This is a genomic window from Pseudomonas japonica, from assembly GCF_900188455.1.
GTDB lineage: Bacteria > Pseudomonadota > Gammaproteobacteria > Pseudomonadales > Pseudomonadaceae > Aquipseudomonas > Aquipseudomonas japonica.
This window is the reverse complement of the sequence record NZ_FZOL01000004.1, coordinates 142,665-166,139: the sequence shown is the minus strand read 5'-3', so window position 1 is coordinate 166,139 and position 23,475 is coordinate 142,665. Positions and strand designations below refer to the sequence as shown.

Annotated in this window: 24 protein-coding genes; 9 read left to right on the top strand and 15 right to left on the bottom strand. The window is 64.3% G+C overall.

The annotated features are described in order from the left end of the window. Positions 1 to 19: 19 nt before the first annotated feature. The 3 genes from CHB99_RS07085 to CHB99_RS07075 are packed head-to-tail and all read right to left on the bottom strand — an operon-like array spanning position 20 to position 2,647. Positions 20 to 991, bottom strand: a complete 972-nt coding sequence (locus tag CHB99_RS07085) for a thymidylate synthase (protein WP_042121141.1) — start codon at positions 989 to 991, stop codon at positions 20 to 22. Between the two features lie 49 nt (positions 992 to 1,040). After that, positions 1,041 to 1,850, bottom strand: a complete 810-nt coding sequence (lgt, locus tag CHB99_RS07080) for a prolipoprotein diacylglyceryl transferase (protein WP_042121140.1) — start codon at positions 1,848 to 1,850, stop codon at positions 1,041 to 1,043. Between the two features lie 14 nt (positions 1,851 to 1,864). Further along, complete coding sequence (locus tag CHB99_RS07075) at positions 1,865 to 2,647, bottom strand: sulfite exporter TauE/SafE family protein (protein ID WP_042121139.1); 783 nt, start codon at positions 2,645 to 2,647, stop codon at positions 1,865 to 1,867. Positions 2,648 to 2,773: 126 nt separating this feature from the next. On the opposite strand from CHB99_RS07075, the gene CHB99_RS07070 reads away from it, so the two are divergent. Beyond that, on the top strand, positions 2,774 to 3,523 hold the full coding sequence (locus tag CHB99_RS07070; RefSeq protein ID WP_042121138.1) for an NRDE family protein: 750 nt from the start codon (positions 2,774 to 2,776) through the stop codon (positions 3,521 to 3,523). 146 nt (positions 3,524 to 3,669) lie between these two features. Here the strand turns inward: CHB99_RS07070 and ptsP are convergent, their stop codons facing one another. After that, the gene (ptsP, locus tag CHB99_RS07065; RefSeq protein ID WP_042121137.1) at positions 3,670 to 5,949 is read right to left on the bottom strand and encodes a phosphoenolpyruvate--protein phosphotransferase; all 2,280 of its coding nucleotides are present in this window, start codon (positions 5,947 to 5,949) and stop codon (positions 3,670 to 3,672) included. 22 nt (positions 5,950 to 5,971) lie between these two features. Further along, positions 5,972 to 6,451: an RNA pyrophosphohydrolase gene (locus CHB99_RS07060; protein WP_009396722.1), complete on the bottom strand. Its 480-nt coding sequence runs from the start codon at positions 6,449 to 6,451 to the stop codon at positions 5,972 to 5,974. Positions 6,452 to 6,594: 143 nt separating this feature from the next. Here CHB99_RS07060 and CHB99_RS07055 point away from each other — a divergent pair, with 143 nt between their 5' ends. Beyond that, positions 6,595 to 7,251 (top strand): histidinol-phosphatase, encoded by a 657-nt coding sequence (locus CHB99_RS07055; protein ID WP_042121136.1) that lies wholly within the window; start codon positions 6,595 to 6,597, stop codon positions 7,249 to 7,251. 6 nt (positions 7,252 to 7,257) lie between these two features. Here the strand turns inward: CHB99_RS07055 and CHB99_RS07050 are convergent, their stop codons facing one another. Both CHB99_RS07050 and ilvA read right to left on the bottom strand, forming a co-directional pair. Continuing rightward, positions 7,258 to 7,686: a DUF2269 family protein gene (locus tag CHB99_RS07050; protein WP_042121135.1), complete on the bottom strand. Its 429-nt coding sequence runs from the start codon at positions 7,684 to 7,686 to the stop codon at positions 7,258 to 7,260. A 39-nt stretch (positions 7,687 to 7,725) separates the two neighbouring features. Then, positions 7,726 to 9,237: a threonine ammonia-lyase, biosynthetic gene (gene ilvA, locus CHB99_RS07045; protein ID WP_042121134.1), complete on the bottom strand. Its 1,512-nt coding sequence runs from the start codon at positions 9,235 to 9,237 to the stop codon at positions 7,726 to 7,728. Positions 9,238 to 9,370: 133 nt separating this feature from the next. Between ilvA and rpiA the strand changes: the two genes are divergently transcribed. After that, positions 9,371 to 10,042 carry a ribose-5-phosphate isomerase RpiA gene (rpiA, locus tag CHB99_RS07040; RefSeq protein ID WP_042121133.1) on the top strand — a complete coding sequence of 224 codons (672 nt, stop codon included), beginning with the start codon at positions 9,371 to 9,373 and terminating at the stop codon, positions 10,040 to 10,042. Positions 10,043 to 10,088: 46 nt separating this feature from the next. Here rpiA and CHB99_RS07035 read toward each other — a convergent pair whose 3' ends face one another. From CHB99_RS07035 to CHB99_RS07020, 4 genes are all read right to left on the bottom strand, one after another. Next, positions 10,089 to 10,988 carry an SdiA-regulated domain-containing protein gene (locus CHB99_RS07035; RefSeq protein WP_042121131.1) on the bottom strand — a complete coding sequence of 300 codons (900 nt, stop codon included), beginning with the start codon at positions 10,986 to 10,988 and terminating at the stop codon, positions 10,089 to 10,091. A gap of 95 nt (positions 10,989 to 11,083) precedes the next feature. Continuing rightward, a complete protein-coding gene (locus CHB99_RS07030) occupies positions 11,084 to 12,025 on the bottom strand; it encodes an SdiA-regulated domain-containing protein (RefSeq protein ID WP_042121130.1) in 942 nt (313 codons plus the stop codon). 150 nt (positions 12,026 to 12,175) lie between these two features. Next, positions 12,176 to 12,841, bottom strand: a complete 666-nt coding sequence (locus CHB99_RS07025) for a fumarylacetoacetate hydrolase family protein (RefSeq protein ID WP_042121129.1) — start codon at positions 12,839 to 12,841, stop codon at positions 12,176 to 12,178. Positions 12,842 to 12,878: 37 nt separating this feature from the next. Then, positions 12,879 to 14,276, bottom strand: a complete 1,398-nt coding sequence (locus tag CHB99_RS07020) for an FAD-binding oxidoreductase (protein WP_042121128.1) — start codon at positions 14,274 to 14,276, stop codon at positions 12,879 to 12,881. 171 nt (positions 14,277 to 14,447) lie between these two features. On the opposite strand from CHB99_RS07020, the gene serA reads away from it, so the two are divergent. Both serA and CHB99_RS07010 read left to right on the top strand, forming a co-directional pair. Beyond that, positions 14,448 to 15,677: a phosphoglycerate dehydrogenase gene (gene serA / locus CHB99_RS07015; protein WP_042121127.1), complete on the top strand. Its 1,230-nt coding sequence runs from the start codon at positions 14,448 to 14,450 to the stop codon at positions 15,675 to 15,677. Between the two features lie 204 nt (positions 15,678 to 15,881). Further along, on the top strand, positions 15,882 to 16,658 hold the full coding sequence (locus CHB99_RS07010; RefSeq protein ID WP_042121126.1) for a transporter substrate-binding domain-containing protein: 777 nt from the start codon (positions 15,882 to 15,884) through the stop codon (positions 16,656 to 16,658). 57 nt (positions 16,659 to 16,715) lie between these two features. Here CHB99_RS07010 and CHB99_RS07005 read toward each other — a convergent pair whose 3' ends face one another. Continuing rightward, positions 16,716 to 17,231 (bottom strand): 2-thiouracil desulfurase family protein, encoded by a 516-nt coding sequence (locus CHB99_RS07005; RefSeq protein ID WP_042121124.1) that lies wholly within the window; start codon positions 17,229 to 17,231, stop codon positions 16,716 to 16,718. Further along, a complete protein-coding gene (locus CHB99_RS07000) occupies positions 17,212 to 17,844 on the bottom strand; it encodes a 2OG-Fe(II) oxygenase (RefSeq protein ID WP_042121123.1) in 633 nt (210 codons plus the stop codon). The genes CHB99_RS07005 and CHB99_RS07000 overlap by 20 nt, the downstream gene beginning before the upstream one ends. 114 nt (positions 17,845 to 17,958) lie before the next feature. Between CHB99_RS07000 and CHB99_RS06995 the strand changes: the two genes are divergently transcribed. After that, positions 17,959 to 18,708, top strand: coding sequence for a DUF2059 domain-containing protein (locus tag CHB99_RS06995; RefSeq protein ID WP_042121122.1), 750 nt, complete (start codon positions 17,959 to 17,961; stop codon positions 18,706 to 18,708). Here the strand turns inward: CHB99_RS06995 and bipL are convergent, their stop codons facing one another. Continuing rightward, the gene (bipL, locus tag CHB99_RS06990; protein ID WP_042121121.1) at positions 18,709 to 19,641 is read right to left on the bottom strand and encodes a phospholipase BipL; all 933 of its coding nucleotides are present in this window, start codon (positions 19,639 to 19,641) and stop codon (positions 18,709 to 18,711) included. Positions 19,642 to 19,739: 98 nt separating this feature from the next. Here bipL and CHB99_RS06985 point away from each other — a divergent pair, with 98 nt between their 5' ends. The 3 genes from CHB99_RS06985 to CHB99_RS06975 all read left to right on the top strand — a co-directional run bounded on the left by CHB99_RS06985 (position 19,740) and on the right by CHB99_RS06975 (position 22,837). Then, positions 19,740 to 20,300 (top strand): DUF6436 domain-containing protein, encoded by a 561-nt coding sequence (locus tag CHB99_RS06985; protein ID WP_042121119.1) that lies wholly within the window; start codon positions 19,740 to 19,742, stop codon positions 20,298 to 20,300. Between the two features lie 99 nt (positions 20,301 to 20,399). Further along, complete coding sequence (locus CHB99_RS06980; RefSeq protein ID WP_052419359.1) at positions 20,400 to 22,562, top strand: S-type pyocin domain-containing protein; 2,163 nt, start codon at positions 20,400 to 20,402, stop codon at positions 22,560 to 22,562. Continuing rightward, a complete protein-coding gene (locus tag CHB99_RS06975) occupies positions 22,562 to 22,837 on the top strand; it encodes a bacteriocin immunity protein (protein WP_042121294.1) in 276 nt (91 codons plus the stop codon). Before CHB99_RS06980 ends, CHB99_RS06975 begins: the two co-directional genes overlap by 1 nt. Before the next feature lie 38 nt (positions 22,838 to 22,875). Here CHB99_RS06975 and CHB99_RS06970 read toward each other — a convergent pair whose 3' ends face one another. Then, entirely contained in the window at positions 22,876 to 23,424 is a 549-nt protein-coding gene (locus tag CHB99_RS06970) for a sugar O-acetyltransferase (protein WP_042121118.1), read from the bottom strand. Positions 23,425 to 23,475 lie beyond the last annotated feature (51 nt).

Genomic DNA, 23,475 nt, shown 5'->3' with positions numbered 1-23,475 from the left:
GGTCAGCGGTGCTCCCAGATCAGACCGCCATCGGCGCCGTCATCGGCGGATGGTGCTCGTAGCCTTCCAGGCTGAAATCGCTCGGCTCGATCTTTTCCAGCCACTCCGGCTCGTACTTCCCGGTCCTGGCGAACTCCGGCACCCGATCACTGATCACCAGCCTCGGCGCTTCCAGCGGCTCGCGGCGCAACTGTTCGTTGAGCATGTCCAGGTGGTTCTCGTAGACATGCGCATCACCGATGAAATAGGTGAACCAGCGCGGCGTGTAGCCGGTCAGGCGGCCTACCAGCGACAGCAGCGCGGCGCCTTCGGTGAGGTTGAACGGCGTGCCCAGGCCCAGGTCGTTGGAACGGATGTAGAGGGTCAGGGAGATCTCTCTGGTCTGGGTGTTCGGGTGGAACTGATACAGCAGGTGGCACGGCGGCAGGGCCATTTCGTCCAGCTGCGCGCAGTTCCAGCCATGGAACAGGATGCGCCGGCTGTTGGGGTCGTTGACGATGGTGTCGACGCACTGGCGAATCTGGTCGATGGCCTTGTACAGCACGACGAACGCTTCGCCGTCTTCGTCGGCCTCGGCGATCTTCACGAAACCATTCTTCTGCGCCAGCTCGATGGCCGCCGGGTTGCTCAGCGGGATGCGCTTGTAGGCCGGCCACTGGCGCCATTGCACGCCGTAGATCTCGCCGAGGTCGTCAGGCCCCTGGCGGAACGGGTTGGCCAGCCAGGCGGCGTTCTCGTTGGCGTTCTGGTCCCAGACCTTGCAGCCCAGTTCGCGGAACTGCGCGGCATTCTTCACGCCCCGCAGGAAGCCGACCATCTCGCCGATCGCCGACTTGAACGCCAGCTTGCGCGTGGTGATGGCGGGAAAGCCCTTCTGCAGGTCGAAGCGCAGCATGGCGCCCGGCAGGGCGATGGTGCGCACACCGGTGCGGTTTTCCTGCAGGGTGCCGTTCTCGATGACGTCGCGGACCAGGTCCAGATACTGTTTCATAGCGTTCCTGTAACGAAGACGGCAGGGGGATTGCCCCTGCCGTGGAAAATCAGACCGCCGGTTTTACCGTCGGCTTGCGATTATAGGCCCACCAGATCAGGCCGAGGCCGCCGGCTATCATCGGCACGCAGAGAATCTGACCCATGGTCAGCCAGCCCCAGGCCAGGTAGCCGAGCTGGGCGTCCGGCACGCGGACGAATTCGACGATGAAGCGGAAGATCCCGTAGAACAGCGCGAACATGCCGGACACCGCCATGGTCGGCCGCGGCTTGCGCGAGTAGAGCCAGAGGATCAGGAACAGCGCCACGCCCTCCAGGGCGAACTGGTACAGCTGCGACGGGTGACGCGGCAGTTGCGCCGGGTCGCTGAACGGCGGGAAGACCATCGCCCACGGCACGTCGGCGGCCTTGCCCCACAGCTCGGCGTTGATGAAGTTGCCGATGCGCCCGGCGCCCAGGCCGATCGGCACCATCGGCGCGACGAAGTCCATCAGCTCGAAGAACGACTTGTTGTTGCGCTTGCCGAACCACAGCGCCGCGAGCATCACGCCGATGAAGCCGCCATGGAACGACATGCCGCCCTTCCACACTTCGAAGATCAGGGTCGGGTTGGCCAGGTAGGCGCTGAGGTCGTAGAACAGCACGTAGCCGAGCCGTCCGCCGACGATCACCCCCATGGACAGCCAGAACACCAGGTCCGAGAGCTTTTCCCGGGTCCAGGTCGGATCGAAGCGGTTCAGGCGGTGCGAGGCCAGCAGCCAGGCACCACCGATGCCGACCAGGTACATCAGGCCATACCAATGGATTTTCAGCGGCCCGATGGCCAGTGCCACGGGATCGATCTGCGGGTAAGGCAGCATGGTGACTCCTCTCGTTAAAGCAGAAAGCTCAGGCCGACGCAGAACAGCAGCGCGGCGAACAGGCGTTTGAGCAGGCGCGGCGACAGCTTGTGCGCCAGGCGCGCGCCGAAGCGGGCGAAAAACATGCTGGTCACGGCAATCCCGAGCAGCGCCGGCAGGTAGACGAAGCCGGCACTGTGGGCCGGCAGATGTTCATCATGCCAGCCCAGGATCATGAAACTCAGGGCACTGACCAGGGCAATCGGCAGGCCGCAGGCCGACGAGGTCGCCACCGCCTGCTGCATCGGCAGGCTGCGCCAGGTCAGGAACGGTACGGTCAGCGAACCACCGCCGATGCCGAAGATCGCCGAGGCCCAGCCGACCACGCTGCCGGCCAGGGTCAGGCCGGTCTTGCCGGGCACACTGCGGCTGGCCTTGGGCTTGAGGTCCAGGGCCATCTGCACGGCGATCACCAGGGCGAATACGCCAATGATCTTCTGCAGGTTCGGGCCCTGGATCAGCGAGGCGGTCTTGGCCCCGATGCCGGCGCCGATGAGGATGCCCAGGGTCATCCAGGCGACGATCGGCCACTGCACGGCGCCCTTGCGGTGGTGCTCGCGGATGGCGTTGAGCGAGGTGAAGACGATGGTCGCCAGCGAAGTGCCGACGGCCAGGTGGGTCAGCACCGAGGTGTCGAAACCCTGCAAGGTGAAGCTGAACACCAGCACCGGCACGATGATGATGCCGCCGCCGACACCGAACAGCCCGGCCAGCACGCCCGCGCAGGCGCCCAGCAGCAGATAGAGCACGAATTCCATTGTCGCCCCCGGAAAATTCAGTCCGGCATGGTAACGGAAGGTGGTGCCCGGCCTCCAGTGAAGACGCCGACAGGTAAGTCTGGGTACAGTGACGCACTACCACAGGCCTGCCAAACGGGAACCATGATGTGCCTGATCGTTTTCGCCTGGCGGCCGGGCCATGCCCGCCCGCTGATCGTCGCGGCCAACCGTGACGAGTTCTACGCCCGCCCGACCCAGGCGCTGGCGCCCTGGGACGAAGCACCGGGGGTCCACGCCGGACGCGACCTGGAGGCCGGTGGCACCTGGCTGGGGGTCGGACCGCGCGGGCGCTTCGCCGCGCTGACCAACATCCGTGACCCTGGACAGCCGCTGGGCGCCCGCTCGCGCGGTGAGCTGGTGGCCGGGTATCTTCGCGGCGAGCTGTCGGTGGAGGCCTATCTGCAGAAGGTGGCTGGCGAGGCCCGGCATTACTCCGGGTTCAACCTGCTGGTGGGGGATGGCCACAAGCTGGGCTACCTGCATGGCGGCGATGCGACGCCACGCTTGTTGCCGGCGGGAGTCTACGGGCTGTCGAATGCCGCGCTGGACACGCCGTGGCCGAAGCTGGTGAAGGCGCGGGAAGGCTTGCGGGAACTGCTGGACGAGACGGCGCCGGAGGCGTTTTTCGCCTTGCTGGGGGATGACCGCCAGGCCGCCGACGCGGATCTGCCGAGCACCGGGGTCGGTTTGGCGACCGAGCGGCTGCTGTCCAGTGTGTTCATTGCCAGCCAGAACTATGGGACGCGGGCGAGTACGGTGTTGATGGTCGAGGCGGATGGGCAGAGACGGCTGGTGGAACGGAGTTTCGGGCCGTTCGGGGGGCATCTGGGGGAGGTTGAACTAAACCTGCTTTGACACGACCCCCTGTAGGAGCTGGCTTGCCTGCGAAAGGACCGCGTAGCGGTCCCAGACCTCACTGCTATCTGGGACCGCTGCGCGGTCCATTCGCAGTGGTTCGGCACACCGACAAGCCAGCTCCTACAGGGCAGTGCGCACTCGACTCAGACGCCATGCCCCTGCCCCGGATTGATCATCCGCGACAGCCCCAGGTTCTTCAGCGCCAGCTGCAAGGTACTGTGGATAACCTGCGGGTTGTCGATCTCCATGACCTGCGCCAGCATCTCCTTCGCCTTGCCCAGGCCGATCTGACGCAGCATCCACTTCACCTTCGGCAGGTTGGTGGCGTTCATCGACAGGCTGTCGAAGCCCATCGCCATCAGCAGCACCGCCGCCGCCGGATCACCGGCCATCTCGCCGCAGATGCTCACTGGCTTGCCTTCGGCATGGGCCGCGGTGACCACATGCTGCAAGGCCTGCAGCACCGCCGGGTGCAGGTAGTCGTAGAGGTCGGCGACCCGCGGGTTGTTGCGGTCCACCGCGAGCAGGTACTGGGTCAGGTCGTTGGAGCCAACCGAGAGGAAGTCCACCTGGCGCGCCAGTTCCTTGGTCTGGTACACCGCCGCGGGGATTTCCACCATGACCCCCACCGGCGGCATCGGCACGTCGGTGCCTTCGTCACGCACTTCGCCCCAGGCGCGGTGGATCAGGTGCAGGGCTTCTTCCAGCTCGTGAATCCCGGAAATCATCGGCAGCAGGATGCGCAGGTTGTTCAGGCCCTCGCTGGCCTTGAGCATGGCGCGGGTCTGCACCAGGAAGATTTCCGGGTGGTCGAGGGTGACGCGGATACCGCGCCAGCCGAGGAACGGGTTGTCTTCCTTGATCGGGAAGTAGGACAGCGCCTTGTCGCCACCGATATCCAGGCTGCGCATGGTCACCGGCAGCGGATGGAAGGCCTGCAGCTGTTCGCGGTAGATCGCCAGCTGTTCCTTTTCGCTGGGGAAGCGCTGGTTGATCATGAACGGCACTTCGGTGCGGTACAGGCCAACGCCCTCGGCGCCACGCTGCTGTGCCCGCGCCACGTCGGCGAGCAGGCCGGTGTTGACCCACAGCGGCATGCGGTGGCCATCGGTGGTTTCGCAGGGCAGTTCGCGCAGGGCGTCGAGGCCCTGGGCCAGCTGGCGCTCTTCCTCGACGACATCGGCGTACTGCTTGCGCAGCACGTCGCTGGGGTTGGTGTAGACGTCACCCTTGTAGCCGTCGACGATCATCTGGATGCCGTCGACCTTGGAATACGGCAGGTCGACCAGGCCCATCACCGTGGGGATGCCCATGGCCCGCGCCAGGATCGCGACGTGGGAGTTGCCCGAACCGAGTACCGAGACCAAACCCGCCAGCTTGCCTTCCGGCACTTCGCCGAGCATCGCCGGGGTCAGCTCCTCGCTGACCAGAATGGTGTTGTCCGGGTAGACCAGCGACAGCTGGCGGGCTTCCTGGAGGTAAGCCAGCAGACGACGACCGAGGTCCTTCACATCGGAGGCGCGTTCGCGCAGGTAGGCGTCGTCCATCAGCTCGAAGCGATTGACGTGCTCGCCGACCACCTGGCGCAGGGCGCCCTGGGCCCACTGGCCGGTCTTGATCACCTCGTTCACTTCGCCACCCAGCGCGGCGTCGTCGAGCATCATCAGGTAGACGTCGAACAACGCCCGCTCTTCAGGACGCAGCTGGGTCGCCAGCTTGGCCGAGAGGGTGCGCATGTCGTTGCGCACGCCTTCGAGGGCGTTGTTGAAGAGTTTCAGTTCGGCATCGATGTCGGTAACGGTCTTGTCCGGCACCACATCGAGATCGGCCGGCGGCAGCATGACCACCGCGGTACCCACCGCAGCACCCGGCGAACCCGGGACACCGACGAACTTGGCCTCCTGGATGCCCTTGCCCTGCCGGCCCAGGCCGCGGATCGAACCGGTGGCCTCGGCATGGGCGATAACCCCGGCGAGCTGCGCGCTCATGGTGACGAGGAAGGCTTCCTCGCCCTCGTCGAACTGGCGACGCTCCTTCTGCTGGATGACCAGCACGCCCACCACGCGGCGGTGGTGAATGATCGGCGCGCCGAGGAAGGAAGCGAAACGCTCCTCGCCGGTCTCGGCGAAGTAGCGGTAGCGCGGGTGATCGGCGGCGTTTTCCAGGTTCAGCGGCTCTTCCCGGGTACCGACCAGGCCGACCAGGCCTTCGTTCGGCGCCATGCTGACCTTGCCGATGGAGCGCTTGTTCAGGCCTTCGGTGGCCATCAGGACGAAACGGTTGGTTTCCGGGTCGAGCAGGTAGACCGAGCAGACCTGGCTGCCCATGGCCTCTTTGACGCGCAAGACGATAATCCCCAACGCCGTCTTGAGATCCTTGGCGGAGTTAACTTCCTGGACGATCTTGCGCAGCGTATTGAGCATGGCTCGGGGTCGAACTCCGTCGTCAGTCGCGCGCCAGCAGGCGCGGGGCAAGCTCTTTGAGCGCGCGGCGATACACTTCGCGCTTGAATGTCACCACCTGGCCCAGCGGGTACCAATAGCTGACCCAGCGCCAGCCATCGAACTCCGGTTTGCCGGTGAGGTCCATCCGCACCCGCTGCTCGTTGGACACCAGGCGCAGCAGGAACCACTTCTGTTTCTGGCCGATGCACAGCGGCTGGCTGTGGGTCCGGACCAGACGTTGGGGTAAACGATAACGCAACCAGCCACGGGTGCAGGCAAGAATTTCCACATCCTGACGCTCAAGGCCTACTTCTTCGTTCAGCTCGCGATACAACGCGTCTTCCGGCGTTTCGTCGGGATTGATCCCGCCTTGTGGAAACTGCCAGGCGTCCTGGTTGATTCGCCGAGCCCATAGCACCTGTCCAAGATCATTCGTGAGAATGATCCCGACATTGGGGCGAAAACCATCGGGGTCGATCACGGCAGCAGCCTCGCAAACGCATGTCGCCGCATTGTTCCACAAAGCCAGCAAGCCCAGCAACGCGCCCGCCATACCTTATGTGCAGCGTCGTGAAAAGTCCGTATTCTGTGGGACTTTTCAGATGTTATGCGAGTGACTCTTCAATGCGCCTGGCTTTATTCGATCTGGACAACACACTCCTCGGCGGCGACAGCGACCACGCCTGGGGCGACTACCTGTGCGCCCGCGGCATTCTCGACCCGGTGGAGTACCAGAACCGCAACGATGCCTTCTATCAGGACTACCTGGCCGGCAAGCTGGACCTGCAGGCCTACCTGAACTTCAGCCTGGAGATCCTGGCCACCACCGAGATGGCCCAGCTCGACGAATGGCATGGCGACTTCATGCGCGACTGCGTCGAACCGATCATCCTGCCCAAGGCCCTGGCCTTGCTGAAGAAGCACCGCGATGCCGGCGACAAGCTGGTCATCATCACCGCCACCAACCGTTTCATCACCGGGCCGATCGCCAAGCGTCTCGACGTGGAAACCCTGCTCGCCACCGAGTGCGAGATGGTCGACGGCCGCTACACCGGCCGCAGCATCGACGTGCCGTGCTTCCGCGACGGCAAGGTGACGCGCCTGCGCCGCTGGCTGGAAGAGAACGGTCTGAACCTGGAAGGCAGCCACTTCTACAGCGACTCGATGAATGACCTGCCGCTGCTGGAACAGGTGGACAACCCGGTGGCGGTCGATCCGGACCCGAACCTGCGCGCCGAGGCCGAGAAACGCGGCTGGCCGGTGATCAGCCTGCGCGATTGACTGGCCTCAGACCGGCCTGGCGCCCATCAGGCCGGCAATGGCAAGGAAACACACGCCACTGAACAGCGCCAGGGCCAGGGTGAACTGCGGTTTGCCCTTGGCCGGTTCGGTGCGCAGGCGATTGACCCGCGTCAGCAGCCAGAACCAGGCCAGTGCGCCGAAGGTATAAAGCAGGCTTGAGCCCAGCACCCAGGTCTGTCCCAGCGGCCAGCCCACCCGATGCACCAGCCACCATCCGGTGAACGGCAGGCTCGCCAGGCACACGCCCATCAGCAGCCAGAGAAAGCCCTGCGGACGCGCCAGCAGCCGCCCGTAGACCGCCGCGTCACCCCCGCGCCGTGCGCGCCAGGTCCAGACCGCCAGCCCCATCGCACTGCCCAGCAGCAGGACGAGGGCCAGTACGTGGGCGACTTTCAGGGCGGTCAGGCTTTCCATGGGTGCAATTTCCTCGGGCGTTGCTCAAAGCGTAGCCGTTCAGCCGAGGAACAGCCGGTACGCCGGGTTGCCGGTTTCGTCCCAGTACGGGTAGCCGATCTTCTCCAGCGCCGCCGGCACCAGGTGGCGCTCGTCCGCCGGCACCTGCAGGCCGGCGACCACGCGACCGTCCGCCGCGCCGTGGTTGCGGTAGTGGAACATCGAGATGTTCCAGCGCCCGCCCAGCTTGTTGAGGAAGTTGAACAGCGCACCCGGACGCTCGGGGAACTCGAAGCGCAGCACCAGCTCGTCGGCGACCTCGGCGTGCCCGCCGACCATGTGCCGCAGGTGCAGCTTGGCCAGTTCGTTGTCGGTCATGTCCAGCACCGGGAAACCCTGCTCGGTCAGGTGCTGGATCAGCGCGCTGCGCGGGTCGGTCTCGGGGTGGGTCTGCACGCCGACGAAGATGTGTGCTTCGCCGCCGGTGTGGTAGCGGTAGTTGAATTCGGTGATCTGGCGCTTGCCGATCGCCTCGCAGAAGGCCTTGAAGCTGCCCGGCTGCTCGGGAATGGTCACGGCGATGATGGCCTCGCGCCCCTCGCCCAACTCGGCGCGCTCGGCGACATGACGCAGGCGGTCGAAGTTGACGTTGGCGCCGGAGTCGATGGCCACCAGGGTCTGGCCGCTGACGCCGCGCTGCTCCACGTACTTCTTGATCCCGGCCACGCCCAGGGCGCCGGCCGGCTCGGTGATCGAGCGGGTGTCGTCGTAGATGTCCTTGATCGCCGCGCAGATCTCGTCGGTGCTGACGGTAATGACCTCATCGACGTATTGCTTGCAGATATCGAAGGTGTGCTGGCCGATCTGCGCCACCGCGACGCCATCGGCGAACAGCCCGACCTGCGGCAGCACCACGCGCTCACCGGCGGCCATGGCGGCCTGCAGGCAGTTGGAGTCGTCCGGTTCGACGCCGACGATGCGGATCTCGGGACGCAGGTACTTGACGTAGGCGGCGATCCCGGCGATCAACCCGCCACCGCCGACCGGAACGAAGATCGCATCGAGGCGCCCCGGGTGCTGACGGAGGATCTCCATGGCCACGGTGCCCTGGCCCGCGATGGTGTGCGGGTCGTCGTAGGGGTGGACGTAGACGAAGCCCTTTTCCTCGACCAGCTTCAGCGAATAGGCCAGCGCCTCGGGGAAGGAGTCGCCGTGCAGGACTACCTTGCCGCCGCGGGAGCGCACGCCCTCGACCTTGATTTCCGGGGTGGTGCGCGGCATCACGATGGTCGCCTTGACCCCCATTTCCTTCGCCGCCAGGGCCAGGCCCTGGGCATGGTTGCCGGCCGAGGCGGTGACCACGCCGCGGGCGCGCTCTTCCACGCTCAGCTGCGCCAGCTTGTTGTAGGCGCCGCGGATCTTGAAGGAGAACACCGGCTGCAGGTCCTCGCGCTTTAGCAGCACCTGGTTGCCGAGGCGCTTGCTCAGCTGGCCGGCGGCTTGCAGAGGGGTTTCCACGGCGACGTCATAGACGCGCGAGGTGAGGATCTTCTTGACGTACTGTTCGAGCATCGGGCGTGCATCACAGGCGGCTGGACGGGGGACCGGAGTCTACCCCAGCGCCTTGTCGGGCGACCACAGCAAGTCAGGGGTTTTAGCCGCTATAATGCCCGGCTTCACGATACTCCCCCGCTTCGGAGCCCGCATGACCCAGGACCAACTCAAACAGGCCGTCGCCCAGGCCGCCGTCGATTTCATTCTGCCGAGCCTCGATGACAAGAGCATCGTCGGCGTCGGCACCGGCTCGACCGCCAACTGTTTCATCGACGCCCTGGCCAAGCACAAGACCGCCTTCGACGGTGCCGTGGCCAGCTCCGAAGCCACCGCCGCGCGCCTGAAGGGCCATGGCATCCCGGTCTACGAGCTGAACACCGTGAGCGAGCTGGAGTTCTACGTCGACGGCGCCGACGAGAGCGACGAGCACCTGAACCTGATCAAGGGCGGCGGCGCGGCCCTGACCCGTGAGAAGATCGTCGCGGCCGTGGCCCGGAAATTCATCTGCATCGCCGACGCCAGCAAGCTGGTGCCGGTGCTGGGCGCCTTCCCGCTGCCGGTGGAAGTGATCCCGATGGCCCGCAGCCACGTCGCCCGCCAACTGGTGAAGCTGGGCGGCGATCCGGTGTACCGCGAGGGCGTGCTGACCGACAACGGCAACATCATCCTCGACGTGCACAACCTGCAGATCACCAACCCGGTGGAGCTGGAAGCGCAGATCAACGCCATCGTCGGCGTGGTCACCAACGGCCTGTTCGCGGCGCGGCCGGCGGACCTGCTGTTGCTGGGTACTTCGGAAGGGGTCAAGACCCTGAAGGCGTGATCGCCTGTTTCGGGCCTGCTCCGCAGGCCCTCGCGGTCCCGGATGACTACTGCGCCGACTGCTTGAACACGTAGAACAGATTCGGCTCACTCACCAGATACAACGTCCCCGCATCATCCATGGCGATCCCCTCCGCCTGCGGCACGCTCTGTTTCAGGTCCTGAAAACCCTTGCGCAGCGACATGCTCGCCAGCGGCCGGCCCTTCACATCCAGCTCCAGCACCAGCTTCGACTCGTCCGACAGCGCCAGCAGATGCCCACTGCGCTCGTCGAACTGCAGGCTCGACAGATCCCGCACGAACAAACGCGAATCGCGCTTGCGGTCCTGGACCACATGCACGGCATACGGCTGCTCCGGATTGTCATGGGGGAAGCCATGCACCTCGTAGATCAGCATCGGGTCGCGCTCCTTGGCCACGAACAGGCGCTTGCCCTGCTGGTCGAAGGCCAGCCCCTCGAAACCCTTGTTGCCGTTGAGGCCGATCCCCAGGGTCAACTGCTCGGCATCCTTGGCGTCGAGAAAGGGCGTGTCGTCGGTCAGGCGCACACGAATCAGGCGCTGCTCGCGCTCGTCGGTGATCACGTAGCTGTCGCGGCCGACATACTCGACCGCCTCCGGATCGCCGAAGCCGGTCAGCGGCACGCGGCGCAGGATCCGGCCGTCCAGCGACAGCTCGATCAGCTCGGGATCCTTGTTGGTCACGGTAAACAGGCTGTTGCGGTCCGGATCGAAGGTCAGCGCGGAGATGTCCTTGTCCAGGCCCTCGATGGGTTGCGCCTCGATCACGACCTTGTAGCGGTCAAGCCCGATGCTCTGCTCGGCCGGTTGCCACCAGGTCTTGAGGTTGAACCAGCCGCGTTCGAACAGGCGGTAGTGCTGTCCCGCGAAAAGCAGGACAGCCAGCAGGGCGGCAAGCAAGGCAAGCAGGGAAATTCGCAGACGCATCGGGAAGGACTCTGGCGGGGAATCGAAACGGCCTGAATCTAACCATGTTCAGCTGAATCGAAGCTTAATGCCACTATCGGAAAAATCGCCGCGCATCATTCCTTGCGAAAGCGATAGAACAGGTTCGGCTCGCTGACCATGTACAACGTGCCCGCCTCGTCCATTGCCACGCCTTCGGCACGGGGAATGCGCTTTTCCAGGCCGTTGAAGCCGCCGAGCAGGGTCATGAAGCTGACCTGCTCGCCCTGCTCGTTCAGCTCCAGGAGCATGTTCGAGTCCGCCGACAGGGCCAGCATGTGTCCGGTGCGCGGGTCGATGCCGAGGGCGGAGAGGTTGCGCAGGTCGAGATCGTCGTTGGGCAGTTCCTGCTTGGTCCCGCTCAGCGCCGAGCGGCCATCGGTGCGCCAGGTGAACAGCCGCGGGGGGCGCTCTTCGCCAAGCAGCAGGCGCTGCTGCGCCGGGTCCCAGGCGATGGCTTCGAAGGCCTTGTTCTGGTTTTCCGAGGGGCCAAGATCGTAGCGCGGGAAGTCCTTGATGTTGAGCTCGCGCGTCGAGTCGTCGAGGCTGACCAGGACGAGATCATGGTTACGCTCGTCGACGATGGCCAGACGCCCGTCCGCCATCACCGCGACACCCTCCGGGTTGGCCCAGCCCACCAGCGGCAGCTTGCGCAGCACGTCGCCATTCAGGTTCAGCTCGACCAGGAACGGGTTCTTGCCCATCACCGCGAACAGCGTCTTGCGCTGTGGGTCATAGGAAAGGTCCGAGGCCTCGTCATCCTCCATGCCCGGCAGCACCTTGGCGTCGATATCAGCATGGTAATCGGGCAGCCAGATACTGGCCTTCTGCTCGACCTGGCTCTGGAAGCGCTCCTGCAGCCAGAGCAGACCACGGTCGTCCCAATGCATGGCGATGGCCACGCCATAACCGATCACGGCCGCGGTCGCCAGCCAGGTAGACCAGCGCCGGGCGATGGGACGCTTGCGTCCGGACGACAGGGGGTCGCCAGGGGTGCGAGAAGTGAGGGGGGTGGCCATCGATGATTCCTGTTGTTATCCCGGCTGACGGACGCAGCCAGAAGACCGGGTAGGAATTATCCAGATGTTTTGTGAAAAAAAAGCAAAAGCCGATGAAGTGCATTGACAGAAGGCCGGGACGACCATGCTGGCCGTCCCGCGCCGCCCGGGTCAGAGCACCCGGCCTTCGAAACGGCTGACGCCCGGCAGTTCCAGAACCAGTTCATCCCCGACATTCAGCGGCCCGACGCCCGCTGGTGTGCCCGTGAGGATCACGTCGCCAGCGTGCAGGGAGAACTGCGACGCCATGTGCTGGATCATCGCCACGATGGGGTTGAGCATCAGTGCGCTGTTGCCGTCCTGGCGCACTTCGCCATTGATGGTCAGGCGAATGCCGATATCGGCGAGGTCTTCGAAGGTGCTGCCGACCACGAACGGCGGCAGGACGCAGGCACCGTCGAAGCACTTGGCGCGCTCCCAGGGCAGGCCCTTTTCCTTCAACTGTGCTTGCAGGTCACGCAGGGTCAGGTCCAGTGCCGGGGCAAAACCGGAGATGGCGTCCAGCACTTCCTCTTCGGAGGGTTGCGGCGACAGCGATTTGCCCAGCAGCACGGCGATTTCCGCTTCGTAGTGCACCGAGCCGCGCTCTTCCGGAATCTTGAAGCCGCCGTCCAACGGCACCACGCAACTGCCGGGTTTGATGAACAGCAGCGGCTCGCTGGGGATCGGGTTATCCAGTTCCTTGGCGTGTTCGGCATAGTTGCGCCCGATGCACACCACCTTGCCCAGAGCGAAGTGGATACGCGTTCCGTCTACATATTGGTGTTGATAACTCATGGACGACTCCTGGAGCGCTGGTTGAATCCGAGGCGGGTTACTCGGGGGCGAAGATCTTGCCCGGGTTCATGATCCCGTTGGGATCGAACACCGCCTTGACTGCTTTCATGTATGCGATTTCCGCCGACGAACGGCTGTAGGCGAGGTAGTCGCGCTTGGTCATGCCGACGCCGTGCTCGGCGGAGATCGAACCGTTGTATTTCTCGACGGTTTCGAACACCTGCTTGTTGACCACGGCACACCTGGCGAAGAACTCGTCCTTGCTCATGTCGTTGGGTTTGAGGATGTTCAGATGCAGATTGCCATCACCGATATGGCCATACCAGACCACTTCGAAGTCCGGGTAATACGTGCTGACGATACTGTCGATATCACGCAGGAACGCCGGGACTTTCGCCACGGTGACGGAAATGTCGTTCTTGTAGGGTGTCCAGTGGGAGATGGTTTCCGAGAGGTACTCGCGCAGCTTCCACAGGTTGCGCAGCTGCTGTTCGCTCTGGCTCATCACCCCATCGAGCACCCAGCCCTGCTCCACGCAGTGCTCGAACAGCGCCAGGGCGTCGTTGGCGACCTCCTCGGTGGTCGCCTCGAATTCCAGCAGGGCATAGAACGGGCATTCGGTTTCGAACGGCGCCGGCACGTCGCCGCGGCCGAGGATCTTGGCCAGCCCCTTGTCGGAAAAGAACTCGAAGGCGGTCAGGTCGAGCTTGCCCTGGAAGGCATGCAGCACCGGCATGATGGAGTCGAAATCCGGGGTGCCAAGCACCATCGCGGTGAGGTTCTTCGGTGCCCGGTCCAGGCGCATGGTCGCCTCGACCACGAAGCCCAGGGTACCTTCGGCGCCGATGAACAGCTGGCGCAGGTCGTAGCCGGTGGCGTTCTTGATCAGGTCCTTGTTCAGCTCCAGCAACTCGCCGGCGCCGGTGACAACCTTGAGGCCAGCGACCCAGTTGCGGGTCATGCCGTAGCGAATGACCTTGATTCCGCCGGCATTGGTACCGATATTGCCGCCAATCTGACTGGAACCGGAAGAAGCGAAGTCCACCGGGTAATACAGGCCCTGCTCCTCGGCGAAAGCTTGCAACTGCGCGGTGATCACTCCCGGCTGGCAGACCACGGTGCGGTCGAAGGCATTGAAGTCGAGGATGCGGTTCATGTAGTCGAAGGACACCACCACCTCGCCATTGGCCGCCACGGCGGCGGCGGAGAGGCCGGTGCGGCCGCCCGACGGGACCAGGGCGACCTTGTGCCGGTTGGCCCACTGGACGATGGCCTGGACCTGCTCGATGCTTTTCGGAAAGACGATGGCCGAGGGCGCCGGCGGGAAATGCCTGGTCCAGTCCTTGCCATAGGTCTCGAGGGAAGCGGCGTCGGTCAGGACCTTGCCGGGCTCGACAAGGGTCATCAGTTCAGCAAGCAGAACAGGATCGGTCATCGAAGGAACTCTCGAACTATTCATAGTCACCCTGAGCACACTTCACGTGCCGGGGATGGTCTGAGCGCGGCGTCGGTATGCTAGCATACGCCCCCCGCTAATCGTGCTTCAGGCCGATCTGCGATAGCTCCACTTCCCTGCCATTTTTCTCCGGGACACAGGTTTACGCAGATGAGCAAGACTTCTCTCGATAAGAGCAAGATCAAGTTCCTTCTTCTCGAAGGCGTCCACCAGAATGCCGTGGACGTCCTCAAGGCCGCCGGGTACGCCAATATCGAGTACCTCACCGGCTCCCTGCCGGACGAGCAGCTGAAGGAAAAGATCGCCGACGCCCACTTCATCGGCATCCGCTCGCGCACTCAACTGACCGAAGAGGTCTTCGACTGCGCCAAGAAACTGGTCGCTGTCGGCTGTTTCTGCATCGGCACCAACCAGGTCGACCTGCACGCGGCCCGCGAGCGCGGTATTGCCGTGTTCAACGCGCCGTACTCCAACACCCGCTCCGTTGCCGAGCTGGTGCTGGCCGAGGCCATCCTGCTGCTGCGCGGCATCCCCGAGAAGAACGCTTCCTGCCACCGTGGCGGCTGGATCAAGAGCGCGGCCAACTCCTTCGAGATCCGTGGCAAGAAGCTGGGCATCGTCGGCTACGGCTCGATCGGTACCCAACTGTCGGTCCTGGCCGAAAGCCTGGGCATGCAGGTGTTCTTCTTCGACCCGCTGACCAAGCTGCCGCTGGGCAACGCCACCCAGGTGACCGACCTGCACGAGCTGCTGGGCCTGGCCGACATCGTCTCGCTGCACGTACCTGAGCTGCCATCCACCCAGTGGATGATCGGCGAGAAGGAAATCCGTGCGATGAAGAAGGGCTCGATCCTGATCAACGCCGCCCGCGGTACCGTGGTCGAACTGGACCACCTGGCCGCAGCGATCAAGGACAAGCACCTGATCGGCGCCGCCATTGACGTATTCCCGGTCGAGCCGCGCTCCAACGACGACGAGTTCGAAAGCCCGCTGCGCGGCCTGGACAACGTGATCCTGACCCCGCACATCGGCGGCTCCACCGCTGAGGCCCAGGCCAATATCGGTCTGGAAGTGGCTGAAAAGCTGGTCAAGTACAGCGACAACGGTACTTCGGTATCCTCGGTCAACTTCCCGGAAGTTGCCCTGCCGGCGCACCCTGGCAAGCACCGCCTGCTGCACATCCACGAAAACATCCCGGGCGTGCTCAGCGAGATCAACAAGGTCTTCGCCGAGAACGGCATCAACATCTCCGGTCAGTTCCTGCAGACCAACGAGAAAGTCGGTTACGTGGTGATCGACGTCGACGCCGAGTACTCGGATCTGGCGCAAGAGAAACTGCAACAGGTCAAGGGCACCATTCGTTCCCGCGTCCTGTTCTGAGTTCACTTCGCGATTGAAAGGGGAGGCCTTGGTGCCTCCCTTTTTATTGGCCGGACGAAAACAAAAAGTTGCGCAATTGCGCGACAAATATTGCAGCCGCCGTCAAACATCCCGGACTCGTTGCGGTCACAAGGGGCAACTTGACCGTGGCAAACCAGAAAGCCGCGGCAATACTGTGTCTATTGCCAATAAAAAGGGGCTCAAATGCGTTTTCTCATCGGGGCATTGTTTGCCGCCAGCCTGCTCAGTCCGTGGGCCCACGCGGAATTGATGGACGAAGTCAGCGACCGCAACGAACTGCGCATCGCCATCGAAGCCAATACACCGCCGTTCAACTTTCGCGACAGCACCGGGCAACTGAGTGGCTTCGAAGTCGAACTTGGGCAGATGCTCGCCCGTGAACTGGACGTCCACGCCTCCTTCGTCGAGGTCACTACCGAGGACCTGCTGCCCGGCGTGCAAAGTGGCAAGTACGACATCGCCCTGAATCAGGTCGCGCTCAGCCCGGAACTGCAGGAGCGTCTGGATTTCAGCACGCCTTACAGCTACACCCGCGCCCAGTTGATCGTGCGCCAGGAAGAGAAGCGTCTGCTGCAAAGCCTCGAAGCCTTCAAGGGGCACAGCCTCGGCTTCGTCCAGGGCAGTTCGTTCGCCGCACAGGCGAAGGCGGTGGAAGGCGTGGATCTGCGCGGTTATCAGGACACGACCCAGCCGATCAAGGAAGTCGCCGACGACCAGATCGATGCGCTCATCAGCGATCGCCTGCTGGTGCCCTACGCGATTCGCGACAGCAAGCTGCCCGTGACGGAAGGGGCCAGCGTCGGTCCGGTACTGAGCCTGGCGATTCCATTCCAGAAGGGCAGCCCCGCGTTCCAGAGCGCGCTGGACAACGCCCTGCAGCGGGTCAAGGCCGATGGCCGCCTGGCGGAGCTGTCGAAGAAGTGGTTTGGCGTGGATGCCACCGTGCCGCCGAAACCCTGAATTCGGTTGCGGCAATCGCGTTGCAGGGGCTGGCTTGTCGTGTGACGAACCACGCCCCTACGGAGGAGATCGCAGCCCAGCCAGCGCGACGGCGGCCTCTTCCAGCTCCAGCTCGCTGAACACCAGCACCCCTTCCCGCCGCAGCAAGGCACTGGTCACCCCTTCACCGCTGACCTTGCTGCCACTGAACGTCCCGTCGTACACCAGCCGGTTGCCGCACGACGGACTCCCCGACTTGAGCACCGCCACCCGGATCCCGTGCCGCCGCACCAGCTCCAGCGCCTGCCGGGCACCGGCGAGAAATTGCGCGCTGACATCATCGCCCCGCACCGTCACCACCTGCGCGTCCCCATCCAGCACCGCAGCGCCCTGCCCGCCGGGAATCTCCGCCGGGGGACGCGGCGTTGGCAGACCACCCGCGACCTCGGGACACAACGGCACTACGCGACCTTGCGCCTGCCACAGCCGCAGCAGGTCGGGATGCCCGCTGGCACGCCCGTCATAGCGCACCGGCTGGCCGAGCAGGCAGGCACTCACCAGTACCCGCGGCAGCTCAGAACGGTTCGTTGCCACGGCGCCGGAACCAGCCGGTGACCGACAGGCGCTCGCGGTTGGCGGCGAGCACTTCGTGCGGCAGGTCAGCGGACATGAACACGATCAGGCTGCCACCGAGCGGCGGCACGTCCTGTTCGCTGCCATCGGCGAAGAACAGGCGCAACTGGCCGCCATCGTCGGGCCGCCAGTCCTCGTTGAGGTAGATGATCGCCGACACGCTGCGCCGGTCGTCGTCGCGAAAACGGTCCAGGTGCTTGCGATAGAAGCTCCCCGGCGGATACAGGGCGAAATGGCACTCGAAGTCTTCCAGCCCCAGGTACAGGTCGCGGTTGAGCGCTTCGCGCAGGCTGTCCATCAGCGCCAGGTACTGATCGCAGGCCTCGGACTGGCCGGGTTCGAGCCAGAGGATATGGTCACCGCGAATCCCCTCGCGGACCTCCTGCCCCTGGCCGCGGCCCACCCCCGCCGGCGCCAGCTCGCCCTCGGCCTTGCGCCGCCGGCACTCGACCGCCAGCGCCCGGGTCAGGGCATCGGGAAGGAAAATGGCCTGCCGCGACCAGCCCTGGTTGGCCAGGTCGTCGACGATGCCGAGCAACTGCGGATGATCGGAGGATATGTGCATGGCGCGCATGGTAACGGGCCGTCAGGCAAACCGACAGCGCCACTTGGTCGCATCGACGCACGGGCGTCTCGACAAAGCCCCGCCGGGCCACGGACAATAGCCGCCTGCCGACAGGAGTCCTGAATGCACCGTCTGTTTTTTCTGCTGTTGATCATCTGCACCACGCCTGTCCGGGCAGACTCCCTCGATCAGCTGTACAAGGTCGCCGGCTGGCCCGAGCAGCGTGCCCACTTCTCCGATGCCATCGCCGCCGCCCAGCAGCGCTACCAGAAGAGCCTGCCGCCGGCGGTGTTCCAGGCGCTGGTGGACAACAGCAACCAGCGTTTCGAAGCCAAGGCCGTGGACCGTCGCGCCGAGGCCCAGTTGCGCGCCAACCTGAGCAACCCCGCGCCGGCGCTGAACTTCTTCCAGTCGCCACTGGGACGCAAGGTGGTGGCCGCCGAACTGCTGGCCACCCGTCGCGACCAACTGGCCAGGAACGCCAAGGGCCTGCCGAAGGTCGCGGCCAGCGATACCCGCCTGCTCATCGTCGGCCACCTGGCCCAGGCCCTGCCAGCCCGCGAAGCCGGGGCCGAAGTCAGCCTGGCGATCGCCGGGGTGGCAGCCGACAGCCTCAGCCAGATGATCCCCGGCCTGTTCGGCGGCGGTCAGGCTCAGGGCTTGCTGGATGGCCAGCGCCAGCGCCTGATGCAGCAGATCGGCGAAGACCTCAACAACACCCTGCTGTATGTCTACCGCGACCTGTCCGACGCCGAGCTGGAAGAGTTCGCCACCTTCGCCGAATCCAGCGAAGGCCAGGCCTACTACAAGGCCGCCCTGGCGGCGATCCGCGCCGGCCTGGCCGTCGGCCAGAGTACCTCCGACCTGCGCTGATCAGCCCAGGCGCTGGCCGATGAACGCGAAGTAGCGCTGGCGAATCTCCGGCAGTTCATTGGCCAGATGGTGCCGCGCCTGCGGCAGCATGAGGATCTGCGGCGCATCGAACTTGCCCTTGAGCACATCCAGGTTGTAGCGCCAGTCCACCGTCATGTCCGCCTCCCCCTGCACGATCAGCGGCCGCCGCGCGCAGCCGGGCGCCGCTTCGATGCGGCGAATCCATTCGACCAACGCACCGACCCAGGCGGTGGGCAGACGTCGTGGCTGCAGCGGATCGGCCAGGAGGAACGGCAGGAAAGTCGGATCGTTGCTGTTTTCGCTGAAGCGCCGGGCGATACCCGTCACGAAGGGGCGCAGCAACCAGTAGCTGAGCTTCGACCAGCCCCAGGCCCGCGGCCGCACCAGCGGTGCCAGGAGGATCACCTCGCCGCTCACCGGGCTGCGCTCGCCGTGATGCAGCAGGTGATCGACCGCGATTGCACCGCCGGTACTCTGCCCGCACAGATGCCAGGGCTGCGGCAACCGCAGCTCGGCGGCCTGCTCGAACAGCCCGTCGAGCACCTGCTGGTACACGGCGAAATCATCGATGCTGGCCCGCTCGCCGCTGGACAGGCCGTGCCCCGGCAGATCGCAGGCAATCACCGCGAAACGCCGCTCCAGCGCCCAGTCGATGACATGCCGGTACAGGCCCATGTGGTCGTAGAAGCCGTGCAGCAGCACCAGGGTCGCCACCGGCTCGGCGGGCAACCACACCTGGCTGACCACCTCGAATCCGGCGCGGGAAAAGCGCCCCAGCCAGCTTGCCGCCCGTGGCGCGCGGTCCAGGCCGTAGAAGCGCTGGTAGGCCTGCCCCTGCACCGACAACGGCTGGCGCGCCGCCAGCGCGGGCAGGCTGGCGCGCAGGGAATCGGCTTGGAATGACGCGGACATGGGGATTTCCCGAAAAGGCGGCAAAGGATTGATCTGCGATATTCATCTGTCGGCGGGGGCATGGCAAGCTGGCCCCCTTCAATTTGCCAGGATCGTCCATGTCGGGGAAAAAGCTGCTCGCCGTCCTTGCCCTTGTGCTGTGCGCCGCCGGCCTGTGGTGGGCCTACGACAATTTCCAGCGCCAGTACCTGCGCCCCTTCGACAACCAGACCGCGCTGTTCGCCGGCGACCGCCTGCGCCTGCCGCCCGAACTGGCCGGCCCCGGCCCGATCCGCCTGGTGCACTTCTGGGACCCGGCCTGCCCGTGCAACGTCGGCAACCAGCAGCACCTGGCCGAGCTGATCGAGCACTATGCGCCGCAAGGCGTGTCCTTCCATGTGCTGCAGAAACCTGGCAGCCGTGGCCAGCTCCCCGCCAACCTCGCCGCCTTGCAGCCCATCGCCGGCCTGCCCGGTGCCGAGCACCTGCCGGCCAGCCCCGCCGTGGCGATCTGGGACCGCGCTGGCAACCTGGCGTATTTCGGCCCGTACAGCGAAGGGGCGACCTGCAATGCCAGCAACAGCTTCATCGAGCCGATCCTCCAGGCACTGATCCAGGGACGATCGGTGCAGGTGACGCAGACCCTGGCGGTGGGTTGCTATTGCCCCTGGAAAGGCTGAAAGCAGCTGAAATTTCGTCAATCACGCTGATAACTATCTACATCCAGGCAGAGGGTCACACTCCGTAGTTTTCGCGCATACAGCAAAGGAGGAGCCTGTATGCCGACAACCATCGAATTACCCCCGCAATCCATCCACGGCGCCCAGGATCGGCACAACCTGCCGCCCTTCGCGACCTGGAGTGGAATATTCGAACACCGGGTCTACACCTCGCACATGCAATCGGGCGTGCTGGTCTTCGAGATCTTCGAACAGGCCGATGCGGACAAGAAAGCCATCGACCAACAATACGCGGCCGATCAGCAGTCACTGAAAACCAGCCTCGATACCCAGGTTCAACAACTTGCGGGCAACCTGGACAACCTGCTGCAACACGAGGTCCTGGAGCGCCAGGACGCAGCCACCCAGCAGTTGTTGCTACAGAAATCCGCAGCATTACCCGCCGCACAGCAAACCGCCCTGCAGTTCTTCGGCGAGTCACCGCTTGCCAAAAGCGCCGCCGATTATGTCCGTGCCCTGTCACGCCCGCATGGTTTCGCCAATCCCAGGCAGACCTGGCTCGCTTCCTACCGAGCCGCTCACGAAGCGAAGCTGCTTGCCGGCGCCATCGATTATCTGAATATAAGAACCAAGGCGCTGACCGTTGCCAGGAAGGTCGCCGCACACGAAGTCAAACAAGCGGAAAAGCTCGAAAAGAGCATTCGCACCGTGGACCTGCTGCTGGCCCAGATGGTCCTGGCCAAACACGAGCACCAGGTCAGCGCAGCTCGCTTGCAAGAGCACTTGGACGCGTTCTCCCGTCATGAGTTCGAGACGCTGACGTCAGAGCACCTGCCGCTTCACGGCAAGGCTCTGGAGGACGAGCTGGCGCAGTTGCTTCAAGCACACAAGGCCAATAACAAGACTCACTACAACCGCAACGCGCACCCCATGAGGCTGTCCATTCACTACAAGGTGCTGGAAACCGACCTTGTTTTTGCGCGATCACGCAATACCCCGGCTACCAGCTTTGAAATCGGCAGAGGCCTGGTGCAGGCCAGTGTGCAAGCGCTTGCCGAGCATGAACTCGCGCGGGCAGAAACCTTCCGCCTGCATCGCGAGTACAGCACGCGGGTAACCGCGGCGATCACCGCCACCAACACTGAACTGGCTCGACTCGCCACCTTGGCCGGCAGCGAAATTCCGCAGCGTCCATACACCTACAGATTGCCGCTGAGCGCCACGACCCAGGCGCAGGTCATCACCCCGGCCGCGGCCTCGATGGCGGCCTTCGCCAGGGGAGCCACCGCGCTGGGGGTTGCGCTGCAAGCCGCCCGCCCCTTGCTGGTCGGGCCACCCCGCCTGGTCCTGGAAGTTGCCTCGCTGCTGCTGTTCTCGTTCAGGCTGGACCACGGTGATCGCTACGGGATCAGCAGCCCGCTCAAGGAATTACTGCCGGATTTCAAGCTGCAGGACGTGGTCGAGCGCATCGGCCAGCATCTGGAACTGCCGATACGCTTGCTCTCCGGGATGGTTGGGGAGAACAGCCATGTGCAGGTTGTCCCCACGAATGTCGACGGCGTTCCCAGCGCCGTCCCGGTACGACAAGCCACCTGGGACGGCGAACTGGGCGCCTATCGTTTCGTCACCGACGGACCGGGGCCGATCACCGTACTCTGGACGCCTGAAACCCGCCCCGGCGACAGCTCGACCACGCTACCTACCGAGGAACAGTCGAACCGGCTGTACCCGGGGATCATCAGTGTTCCGTCAACGCCAAAGCTGCTGACATTCCCGGCCACTGCCGATCTGCATTTCAGCGACTACATCGTCACCTTTCCGGCGGATTCCGGACTTGAGCCTGTTTACATCATGTTCAAGAACCCGCGGGATCATGCGGGGGCTGGAACAGGAACAGGACAGACAATCCCGGATTGGCAGAGAGCTGCTGTCAGCGCTGCCGGAGCTCCGATTCCTACGAATATCGCGGATCAACTGCGCGACCGACCATTTGGCAATTGGGGGAAAATGCGCGAAGCGATCTGGAGAGCGGTTGCCGAAGACCCGGAGCTCAGCAAGCATTTCAGCAAGTCAAACATTCAAAGAATGCTGGACGGCGCCGCGCCCTTTGTACCAGCCAGCGAGCGAGTCGGTAGAAGAGAGGTTTTCGAGCTTCATCACATTCACCCGATAGCTGAAGGAGGGGCGGTGTACGACGTAGACAACCTTGTAGTCATGACCCCGAAAAATCACATCGCCAAGCATGGGAAGAAATCACAGTGATCGAACTCAAGTTAAAACTGGATGACTACACCGAAGCCGAGTTTCTGGATCTTGTCAGTGAGTTTTTCGAGAACCGCAATGGATTGTCCGGAGCAGCTCGCGACACTTACATCAGAGAACTCATGCATCACTTCGAAACGGTCACCGAGCACCCAGACCGCTCCGACGTCGTCTGCTATCCCCCCGAAGGTGCGGAGGACAGCCCCGAGGGTGTAGTCAAACGCATAAAGGAATGGCGCGCCGCCAACGGCAAGCCCGGCTTCAAACCCGCCTGACCCAGCGCCGCTATCGCCCACCAGCGATAGCGGCGTTTCTACTTCACCCGCGCCGGATTTCCCATCACCGTCGCCCCCGCCGGCACATCGCGACTCACCACGCTGCCCGCACCGATGATCGCGTTGTCGCCCACGCTCACCCCGGGCAGGATGATCGCCCCGCCGCCGATCCACACATTGCGGCCGATGGTCACCGGTTTGCCGCTCTCCAGCCCGCTGCGGCGGATCTCCGGATCGCGCGGATGGTCGGCGGCGTAGATCTGCACCGCCGGGCCGATCTGGCAGTCGTCGCCGATGCTCACCCTGCAGATGTCGAGGATCACGCAGTTGAAGTTCATGAACACATTCGCGCCCAGTTCGATGTTGTAGCCGTAGTCGCAATAGAACGGCGGACGGACCACCGCGCCAGCGCCGACCTTGGCGAAATGCGCGACCAGCAGTTCGCGACGCTGCTCGTTGAGCAGGTCGACGGCGTTGTTGTAGCGCTGCATCCAGTACTTGTTGGCAATCTGTTCGGCCTGCAGTTCCGGGCAGCTCGCACGGTACAACTGGCCGGTGAGCATCTTCTGTTTTTCGCTAAGGTCCATTGGCCATCACTCCTGGCTGATCTATCGGCTGGCAAAGTCTATCCTCTGTCC